The 9,929-nt window shown below is 75.1% G+C and carries 6 protein-coding genes; 2 read left to right on the top strand and 4 right to left on the bottom strand.

Features of this window, described 5'->3' with window-relative positions; genetic code table 11:
• Positions 1-87 precede the first annotated feature (87 nt).
• From K7862_RS09400 to K7862_RS09390, 3 genes are all read right to left on the bottom strand, one after another.
• Positions 88-831, bottom strand: a complete 744-nt coding sequence (locus K7862_RS09400) for a zinc ribbon domain-containing protein (RefSeq protein WP_222962007.1) — start codon at positions 829-831, stop codon at positions 88-90.
• On the bottom strand, positions 828-1,751 hold the full coding sequence (locus K7862_RS09395; protein ID WP_222961987.1) for a Nif3-like dinuclear metal center hexameric protein: 924 nt from the start codon (positions 1,749-1,751) through the stop codon (positions 828-830). The genes K7862_RS09400 and K7862_RS09395 overlap by 4 nt, the downstream gene beginning before the upstream one ends.
• Before the next feature lie 1,364 nt (positions 1,752-3,115).
• On the bottom strand, positions 3,116-3,910 hold the full coding sequence (locus tag K7862_RS09390) for a hypothetical protein (protein WP_222961986.1): 795 nt from the start codon (positions 3,908-3,910) through the stop codon (positions 3,116-3,118).
• Here K7862_RS09390 and K7862_RS09385 point away from each other — a divergent pair.
• Both K7862_RS09385 and K7862_RS09380 read left to right on the top strand, forming a co-directional pair.
• Entirely contained in the window at positions 3,882-5,507 is a 1,626-nt protein-coding gene (locus K7862_RS09385) for a hypothetical protein (RefSeq protein WP_222961985.1), read from the top strand. The two genes, K7862_RS09390 and K7862_RS09385, sit on opposite strands and share 29 nt — an antisense overlap.
• Before the next feature lie 317 nt (positions 5,508-5,824).
• Positions 5,825-5,962: a hypothetical protein gene (locus K7862_RS09380; protein ID WP_222961984.1), complete on the top strand. Its 138-nt coding sequence runs from the start codon at positions 5,825-5,827 to the stop codon at positions 5,960-5,962.
• 259 nt (positions 5,963-6,221) lie between these two features.
• Here K7862_RS09380 and K7862_RS09375 read toward each other — a convergent pair whose 3' ends face one another.
• The gene (locus K7862_RS09375) at positions 6,222-9,683 is read right to left on the bottom strand and encodes a phosphodiester glycosidase family protein (protein ID WP_222961983.1); all 3,462 of its coding nucleotides are present in this window, start codon (positions 9,681-9,683) and stop codon (positions 6,222-6,224) included.
• Positions 9,684-9,929 lie beyond the last annotated feature (246 nt).

Below are 9,929 nucleotides of genomic sequence, written 5' to 3'. Positions count from 1 at the left end.
GCAGTGCCGATTACCCACAGCTGGCCCCGGGTCCGGCCGCGGGCGCCGGGGCGCCCGCGGGTGATCCGCTCACCGGCCGGCCGTCGCTCACAGGCCGGAGTCGGCCGTCCGCACCAGGATCCTGCGGCAGTTCTCGCACCGCACGACCTCGTTGGCGGGCGCCGCGCGCACCTCGTTGAGCTCGGTGATGTTCAGTTCGAGGCGGCAGCCCTCGCAGCGCTTCTGGTACAGCCGGGCCGCGCCGACGCCGCCCTGCTGCGCGCGCAGCTTGTCGTAGAGGCCGAGAAGGTCGGCCGGAACGTCGGCGGCCAGCGTCTCCCGGTCCTTGGCGACGTTGAAGCCCTCGGCGTCGATGCCCTCCAGCTCGGCCGTCTTGCGCTGCTCGGCCTCGGCCACCTTGGCCTCCACCGAGGCGACGCGCTCGGCGAGTTCCGCGGCACGCTGCTGGGCGGCCTCACGCCGCTCCATGACCTCCAGGACGACGTCCTCCAGGTCGGACTGGCGCTTGGCGAGCGAGGCGATCTCGCGCTGCAGGTTCTCCAGGTCCTTCGGCGAGGTGACCACGCCGGAGTCCAGGCGCTGCTGGTCGCGGGTCGCGCGCTGGCGCACCTGGTCGACGTCCTGCTCGGCCTTGGTCTGCTCGCGCGCGGTGTCGCCGTCCTGGGTCCGGGCGGCGACCAGCAGGTCGCGGAGCTGGGCCAGGTCGGCGCCGAGCCGCTCCAGTTCGGCGTGCTCGGGCAGGTTCTTGCGCTTGTGGTCCAGCTGCGCGATGCGCGAGTCGAGGGCCTGGACTTCGAGAAGCCGGATCTGGTCGGCGGGATCGGCGTTCAGCGGGGGGCTCCTGGGCTGTCGGAGGAAGAGGCGCTCGGGGCGCCGGGTGTGGGAGTGCCGGCGGGCGTGGGACGGCCGGCCGGCGACGTGGAGGGGGCGTGCACGGTCCACGGGTCGGTGACCGTGTGCGAGACATGGGTGCGCAGGGCCCACCCGTGCCGGTCGGAGATCTCGTCGAGCTGGCCGGCGGCCTGCTCGCACCAGGGCCACTCGGTGGCCCAGTGGGCGGCGTCGACCAGGGCGGGGCGGCCCGCCAGCCGGGCCTCGGAGGCCGGGTGGTGCCGCAGGTCGGCGGTCAGGAACACGTCGACCCCGGCCGCGCGCACCTCGTCGAAGAGGCTGTCGCCCGAGCCGCCGCAGACCGCGACGGTGCGCACCTCGGCGTCCGGGTCGCCGGCGACCCGCAGGCCGGTGGCGGTCGCCGGCAGGCCGTGGGCCGCGCGGGCCGCGAACTCGGCGAGGGTCAGGGGGGCGTCCAGCTCGCAGATCCGGCCGAGGCCGCGGCGGCCGGCCGGGTCCGAAGGGTCGGGCACCAGCGGGCCGGTGACACGCAGGTCGACGGCGGCTGCCAGGGCGTCCGAGACGCCCGGGTCGGCGCGGTCGGCGTTGGTGTGCGCGACGAGCAGGGCGACGCCGTTGCGGATCAGGTCGTGCACGACCCGGCCCTTGAACCCGGCCGGGCCCAGCGGCGCGACGGTCGTGGTCCCGCGCAGGTACAGGGGGTGGTGGGTGACCAGCAGGTCCGCGCCGATGCGGACGGCCTCGTCGGCGACCTCGGGAACGGGGTCGACGGCGAACAGGACGCGGGACACCTCGGCCGCCGGATCGCCGCAGACCAGGCCCACGGCGTCCCAGGACTCGGCGAGCTCCGCGGGCCACAGGGCGTCGAGAGCAGCGATGACGTCGGAGACAGTGGGCACGGAAGGAAGGTTACCTGGCTCGCCGGGGGCGCCGGAAAGCGCGGACGGGACCGCCGCCGTGAGGGGCCGCGAGGCCGTTCGGAGCGGCTCGTCGCACGCGGCACAGAGCAGCACAACCGTCCCGTTGACGTCACGGAATCACCGCAACCGACACCCTTACGTGTGAACCGCCCGCCTTCGCGTTGATCGTCCGGAAGTACGAAAACTACCGTTCCGTGCCGGAGGTGGACGACTGCCATGACTGCCAGAGCGAAGACCGCGGGAGCCGCCGGCACGGAGGGCGCGGGCGCGCCGTCCCAGGAGACGCCGGGCACGGTGGGTGAGGCGTGGGGGGCACGTGGTGCGCAGGTTGCCCGCGGGGCGCGGGGGGCGCGGCGCACCCGGGCCTCCGGCCGTGGGGCCGCCGCGGAGGAATCCGGCCAGGGCGGGGGCGGCTCCGGTGCGGGCGGCGCGGGCGGCTCGGGTGCGGGCGGCTCGGGTGCGGGCGGCTCGGGCGCCGGGGCAGGGGGCCGGGCGGGCGCCGCTGAGCCCGCACAGGTCGGCGGGTCGGACCCCGGCGGGGCGGGGGCGGGTACGTCGGGCACCACGAGCGGTTCGGGTGCCGAAACGGTCGGCCATGCGGCCGCCGCGACGGGTTCGGGCGGCCCGGCCGCCGGGACGGTGAGCCAGGCGAGCGCGCCGGGGGCGGGTGCGGCGGGCGCCACGGAGCCCGCACAGGTCAGTGCGTCGGACGCGGCAGGGGTAGTCGGCCCTGACTCGCCGGGTGACCCGGAGGTGGGTGCGGCGGGCGCCGCTGAGCCACCGCAGGTCGGTACGCCGGGCCCCGGCGATACGGGGACGGTCACCTCGGATGCCGCAGTGCCCGGAGAGGCGGGTGCGTCGGGGGCCGCGGTGTCGGACGTGCCCGTACTGACCAGTGCGTCGGACACCGCGGGCATGGGTGCGGCGTCCGCCGCAGGGGTGGCTGGCCCTGACCGGCCTGGTGCCCCGGAGGGAGTGACGGAAGCCGCCTCTGACGGGACGAGCGGTGCGGATCTCCTGACGGAAGTGGGCCCGTCGGGGGCGGTCGGCGAAGGCACTCCGCCGGAGAGCGGTCCCGGTACGACCAACCGGCGGGGTCCGGTACCGCAGAACGGTGCCGCCGGGGCAGTAGGTAGGGACGCCGACCCGGGCCCGAGCCTCAACGCAATGAGCGGCCAGGCCCCGGCACCGCAGACCGAGGCCGCGGGCACAGCCGGCCCAGGTCGCGCGACGGAAAGCAGTCCCAGCGCAGGGAGCGGCCAGGACTCGGCATCTCAGACCGAGGCCCCCGGAGCGGCCAGCCCAGGAGGCACGGCGCCAAGCGGCCCCGGTGCAGTGAGCGGTCAGGGCCCGACCCCGCAGGCCAGCGCCACGCGGGTAGGCAACGGAGAAGCCGCCATGACAAGCAACTCCAGCGCGATGAGCGGACCGACTTCGGCAACGCAGACCGGGGCCGGCGCGACGGCAAACGCAGGACCTGCGACGGAGAACAGCCCCCGCGGATCAGGCGGCCAGGTTCCGGCACCACAGGCCAACGCCGACCAGATGGCCGACGCAAGCCCCGTGACAGAAACCAGCCCCAGCCCAGTCACCGACCAGGCTGCGGCGCCGCAGGCCGGCGCGGTCGCGACGGCCACCACAGGCGCGACCACGATGAGCAGTCTCCGTGCAATGAACGACCCGATTGCGGCAGCACGGGCCAGTGCCACCAGAGCGGCCAGCCGAAGCACCGCACCGGAAATCAGCTCCAGCCCAGTCAGCGACCAGGTTCCGGCACCTCTAGCCGACGCCGACGAGACGTTCGACGCAGGCTGTGCGCCGGGTCCCAGCCTCAGCGCAATCAGCGGACAGGCCCCGGCACCGCGGGTCGTCGTCGACGCCACACCAGCCGGCGCAGACGCCGCAGGGGTCAGCAGCCCCACCGCGACAAGCAGTCCGTGGGCCTTGGGCGGGGCCGACTTCACCACGACGAGCGGCCTGGGGCCCGTGACCGGGGCGGGCGGGTCCGGGAAGTTGTCGCTGCCGGTGACCACCATCGTGCTCGGGCGGAACGGTTCGGCAACGGCCGGGACGGACAGTGCGGCGGGAGTGCCGGCGGCCACGCGGGCCGTGCGGCGCAGGAGCGGGTTCACGGTCACCCGGGACGGTTCCTACGGGGCCTGCCTCGCGGAGGCGGACGGCGGCTGGTTCGCCGAGCGCTGGACGTTGGGCGGCCCCGAGACGTACGCCGTCCCGCTGCCCGGCGCCCAGCCGGAGGAGCCGGGGACGCCCGTCGCACCGCTCCCCGACGGCCGGGTGCTGGTGCTGCGCCGGGTCGGCGACCGCTACGACCCCGTGCTGCTGCACCCCACCGGTCCCGGCACCGGCGAGCTGGCGCTGGGCTCGCTCACCGGCGCCGAGGTGCGGCTGCTGCCGCCGTCCCCGGTGCCGGGCACGGCGTTCGTGCTGGCCTGCACGGACGACGTGAGCACGGTGTTCCAGGTGCTCGGCACGCGGGACGCGGCGCCCATGGCCGTGACGACGATCCGCGGCCGCTGCACCGGCGGGGTGTGGCTGGACCGGGAGGGACGCCTGCTGGCGCTCGACCGCGAACTGGACGGCCGGGCCAAGGCGATCGCCGCGGATCTGCACAACGGCACCACCAGTCCGCTGCTGCAGCTGACCGACGACAGTGACGACCGGCTCGTGCTGGCCGAGCCCGACAGCGGGCTGCTGGTGCTGCGCAGCGACGCGGCGGGCGGCAGCCGGCTGGGCTGGGGCCTGCTGGGCAGCACGCGGCCGGTGCGGTTCCCCGACGCGCTGTGCGTGCCGGGGCTGCAGCTCAGCCCGGTGGCGGCGCAGCCCGGGCAGATCCTCTCGCCCGAGTCGGTCGTGGTCGCGCTGCGCGCCGAAATGCCCGGCGGGGCGGAGTCGGTGGCGCTGTGGCGTCCGGGCGAGCGGCATGTGCACTGGCGGGCAGCGCCCGCGGGCTGGCTTTCGGGGGCGGCCCTCTGGCTCCCCGGCACGGACCTGCGTCTCCCCTACGCCGCGCCCGAACCGGCCCTGATGCGCTACGACACGCCGCCCCCGGAACCGCACGACCCGGCCGCCTCCCCGCCTCCCGCCGGACCCGGCGCCCCCACTCAGGCGGGTCCGGGGAGACCGGTCCTGCGGGTGGTGACCGCGCTGCCGGGTCCCGGCGGCCCGGCCCCCCAGGAAACCGCGGATCCGGCGGGGCACGCCCTCCCCGATTCCGCCTCCTTCGCGGCCGAGGCGGCCGAAGGAGCCGAAGCGACCGAAGCGACCGGCAGGGGCCCCGGCACCGGCACCGCGGGACGCGCGGCACCCGTGCCACCGCCCCCGGAGGTCGTCGCGCTGGCGGCACTCGCGAACCCGGCCCGCGCGGCGCATCCCGCGCCCGGACAGCCCGCACTCCCCGGGGATGCCACGGCCCCGCCGCACACGAACCGGCTCCTCCACACCTCAACTCCCGCTATGAATAAGGAGCTTGAGGACCGGCAGCCAGACGAACACCCCGGCTGCGCGCAGCCCGCGGACCCGGCGCGTCCGGCGGCCCCGCAGTCTCCGTCCGCGGAACAGGCCCCGGATCCCGGCGCCGCACCCACCGCCAACCCGGTCGCCGCGGCGGCCCGCCTGGTGCGGGAGACCGGGCGGGCGAAGGTCGTGCGGAGATGGGCGGCGGTCGTGCCGTTGCAGCAGGCGCCGCTGTCCGGGGTTGCGGGGAGTCCGGCGTGAACCTGCCGCACTCGGTGCCGCCGCGGGTGTCGCCGTCCGATCCGCGGACCACTCCCGCGGGCGTCGTCCTGCGGGTCATCACCCCCGTCCCGCAGGCCCGACCGCCCCGGCGGCCGCTCGGGCTGCCCGCGACACGCCGGGACGCCCGGTTGATCGAGCCGTCAACCTCCTCAGTAAACTCACCCGAAGTCGTGCACCCGGGTACCGCCCGTGACGGTCGCCAACTGGCGCCTCCTGAGGGCGGTTTCACCCTTTTCGCGCGCTTCCGGCGCACAACGGTGCGCAGTTCACCGGGGATTACGGGGAGAACACCACACATGTCCGACGCCAAGCCGACCGACCACGCGCACGAGGCGGTGGGCCGCCACCGTGGGTCCGCCTCCTCCGACGAGGCCGACCGGTCCGACACGAGTCAGGCCCCGCACGGCCGTCACCGCCGTCCGCAGGACGACTAGACACACCGACGGTCCGAGGGTCCGGAACGCCGCCGGCCCGCAGCACCACCGCCCGGCCCACCGGCCGGGCACCACGGCAGACGGCACCGGCGGGGTGCCCCCGAAGGCAGGGGGCACCCCGTCGGCGTTCGTACGGCCGCCGCCCGCGTCACCGCACGGCGACCGTCCAGCCGCGGCCGGAAAACGTCACCGCGCGGCGAGCATCCAGCGGACCGCCCGAATCACCCCGCGGCGACCGTCCAGCCGCGGCCGGCAAGCGTCACCGCACGGTGACCTGCGCCGACGCCGTCACGCCACCGGACGTGACCGACACCGTCGCCGTGCCCGCGTGGCGGGCCGTGACGCGTCCCGTCGCCGGGTCCACCGAGGCGACCCGGGGGTCGGACGAGGACCAGACGTGGGACGCCGGGTCCGCGATCGGGATCGTCAGCGGGGCGATGTTGTCGCCGCCGACCTGGGCGCCGGTGGCCGTGAGCACGGCCTGGGCGCCGGGGGCCAGCGGGGACGCGGGCGCCGTCACGGTGATGGACGACAGGGCCGGCTCGACCGTGAACTGCAGGGACCCGTTCGTCCCCACGTGCAGCAGGCCGAAGTGGTAGAACCCGCCCTGGTCCGCGGGCGCGTAGGCCGGCATGCCCAGGTCGGCGAAGGTGAACTGCGGGATGCCGCCCTCGGCGGTGGTCACGCTGTTGCCCTCGGGGTCGAGGATCTGCTCGGCGAAGCCGCGGGCGTGGCCGTACATCATGACCACGTGCTGCCCCGGGTGCGTCTGCTGGAAGCGCTGCACCAGGCGCAGGTACATCCGCGCCTCCCAGCGGTCGGTGAACTGGCTGTTGGCCGCCGGGTGCGGGTCGTAGGCGGGCATGTGCGTGACGACCAGCACGTCCTTGGCGGTGGCCGCGGTCAACTGCTGGACCAGCCACGGGTACTGCTCGCCCGTCGGGTCCTGGAAGGGGTCGGAGGACTGCAGGCTGCCGTGCGAGTTGTCGGTGACGACGACCTGCGCCCCGCCGAACGGGTACGCGTAGTGCGTGGCGCCGAACGTCGCGCTGTAGTTGCCGTTCTCGGCGTCGGCGCCCTGGGTGATCTCGTGGTTGCCGACGATGTCCTTCTCGGGGATGCCGAGGGAGTCCATCTTCGCCTTGGCGTACCGCAGGTCGGGCAGCTTGCCGTCGTCGGCCATGTCGCCGAGGAACTGCGCGGCGTCCGGGCGGGCCTGCGGGGTCAGGGTGGGCAGCCGCTTGGCGATGGAGTCCACCACGTTGCCGCTGACCGACCCGGGGTCGCTCGCGAGCATGTGCGCGTCGTCACCGGCGAGCAGTGTGCTGCCGCCCTTGGCGAAGTCCGCGGAGTCCTCCTCGTAGGACAGCCAGGAGGGGTTCTGCGGGATCGCCTGGTACGCGGGGGTGGTGACCGGCCGCGGCGAGTACAGGGCCTGCAGGCCGCCGACGTCGAGCGAACCGCTGTAGGACGTGCTCGGGCTGATCGCGAGGAAGTCCACGAACCCGATGGTCAGCGGGAACTGCATCCCGGCCGGGAGCTGGGCGACCGCGAGGTGCCAGCCGTTCCAGGTGACGTACGTCGGGTAGAGCGTGGTGGACGTGCCGTTGACGCCGATGTAGCGCTCGGCGAGCTCGATGCCGTTGCCGTCGCCCTTGATCCACACGCCGATGCCGGTGGGGACCTGCCCGTTGTCGGTGTCGGTGGTCAGGGTGACCTTGGGGGCGAGCACGAGCTGCTTGACGCCGGCGCCGGCGGGCATCGAGTAGTCCAGCCGCAGCGACCCGGAGGCGGTGGAGCCGGGCGCCACGACGCCGGGGTCGGCGCTCAGCGTGGCGGGCTTGCCGGTGGAGTTGGTGCTGAGCCGCCAGTTGTCCAGGCTGCTCATCGGGTCGATCGTCCTGCTGACGCTGCCGACCGCGACGGAGGTGTGGGCGGTGGCGCCGGCCACGGTCGCGGTGACGTCGGCGAGACCGCCCTGGGCGGCGTCCGCGGTGAACAGGCCGTGGGCGTCGACCGTGCCGAGACCGGCGGGCGTGACCTTCCAGGTGGCCGCCTCGGCCGGGATCTGCACCTGGCCGCCGCCCTTGACGGTGCCGGACAGCGTGAGCTGCTGGGTGGCGCCGTTGCCGAGGTCCGCCGTGTCCGGGGAGACGCCGAGCGTGTCGAGCCGGTCGGCGACGGTCAGCTTCTGGGACGTCACGGCGCGGCCGTCGGAGGCGATGATCCGGCCGGTGCCGGTGCGCAGGGGCGTCAGCTTCCCGTCGGCCCAGGTCGCGAGCGAGGCCGGTTCGACGCGCACGCGCAGGGTGCCGGCGGCGGGGTTGGCGTCCTTGTCCACGCCGTACACCGGCACCGGGACGGCGCCGCCGGTCACGGTGGTGACGGGCTTGCCGCCGTTCACCGCGACCTTGACGGCCGGTCCGGCGACCTTGGCCGTGGAGTAGAAGAAGATCCCGTTCGCGACCGGGCGCTCGGTGTTGCCGGGCAGGTCGGAGGGCGTGTTGACGACCTCGGCCTGGTCGGCGCCCGGGGCGCGGCTGACCATGCCGGTGGAGCCGCCGCCGTCGAAGAGCATCGCGGTCCAGGCGCCGTGGGCGACCAGGTAGCCCGCGGCCTGCTGAGCGGTGACGCCGAAGGCCGTCTCCGCGCCGCCGTGGCCGTCGATGGCGACGACGATGGCGTGGCGGCCGTCCTTGGTGATGCCGACCGCGGTCTCCGGGTTGGTGCCGCTGGGCGGGGTGCCGGTCGGATCCTGGTAGACCTGACCGTCCTTCACCAGCGTGTCGACGCCGCTGATCAGCTGGCTGACATCGTTATCAGGAGACAGCCGGGACGCCAGGCCCACGGTGTCGCCGGTGTGCACGGTGGCGCTCAGCCACTGGCCGCCGTCGCCCGCGCCGAGCAGGCCCAGCGTGCCGGCGGCGAGCTTCGGCACGGAGGTCACGCCGGTCTGCACGGTGTCCACCACGAAGCCGCCCGCGGCGGTGTGGCCGAGGACCAGCGTGGACGCCTTGGCCAGACCGTCGGCCTGGCCGAGGTCGGGCGTGACCTCGGTGATGCCGCCGGCCGCCGCGTCGTTGACGGTGTTCAGCGAGGTGAGCGCACGGGTCGCGGAGCCGTCGGTGACGGTGCCGGAGAACGTCTGCGGGCCCATCACCATCGAGCCGTCGGGCCTGACGGCGAGCACCGAGGCGAAGTTCGGCTGGGGGCTCTTCAGCAGGTGCCCGTCGGTCATGATGCCGCCGAGCGGGCGGCCGCTGGCGTGGATCTCGAAGTAGTCGCCGTTGACGCCGGCCACCGCGTGGGTGCGGTGGGCCATCGAGGACGGGGTCTCGTCGGCCGGGTTCGTCAGGGTGTCGCCGGCCTCGACCGTGCCGACCCGCAGGTTGGGGTCGCCGAGGTCGGCGGTGAGCACCTGGATGTGCTGGCGTCCGCCGACGGTGTCGTAGGTCTCGCTGTAGTGCTGCAGGCCGTGGGTGACGGTCTCCGCGGGGGTGCGGGTGTAGTCCACCACGAGGGGCCAGTTCTGCGGCGTGCTCGGCAGCCAGCTGCCGGCCGGCGGACGGCCCGCGTGGTCCGCGGCGGCGGGGGTGTCGTGGGCCGCGCCCGAGGCGGTGGCCGCTCCGGCGGCCACCCCCGTCAGCGCCAGCGCCAGTGCGGTGACCATCGCGGTGCGGCGTCCGGCCGCCCCCGCAACTCTCTTACCGCTGAGTCTCATTGAGCGTCCTTGTGTCTCGGGTGCCGGCGGGAGGGCCGGCATCCGCTCCACCCGACACCCGTTCGGCGACGCGGAGATGGCCGCACGGGGAGCGGCAGATGACCCTTGGCGGTGCCGCGGCGATCCACCGGGCCAACGGAGGGTGACGGGAGCCTGGTCGGAAGGCCGGACCGGGTGCGGGCGCGGCGCCTGCGGTGCCGCCCTCCGCGCGCCAACGGCGGTGCCGGCGGCGGCGCCTGAGGACTG

Origin of the sequence: Actinacidiphila acidipaludis (assembly GCF_019890725.1) — a bacterium.
In the GTDB taxonomy this organism is placed as follows: Bacteria; Actinomycetota; Actinomycetes; order Streptomycetales; family Streptomycetaceae; genus Actinacidiphila; species Actinacidiphila acidipaludis.
The sequence above is the reverse complement of the archived record's forward strand: the minus strand, read 5'-3'. Positions and strand labels throughout refer to the sequence as shown.

Coding starts and splice junctions, on each gene's coding strand:
- K7862_RS09375 (WP_222961983.1), bottom strand. CDS start 9,683: ATGAGACTCAGCGGTAAGAGAGTTGCGGGGGCGGCCGGACGCCGCACC.
- K7862_RS09380 (WP_222961984.1), top strand. CDS start 5,825: ATGTCCGACGCCAAGCCGACCGACCACGCGCACGAGGCGGTGGGCCGC.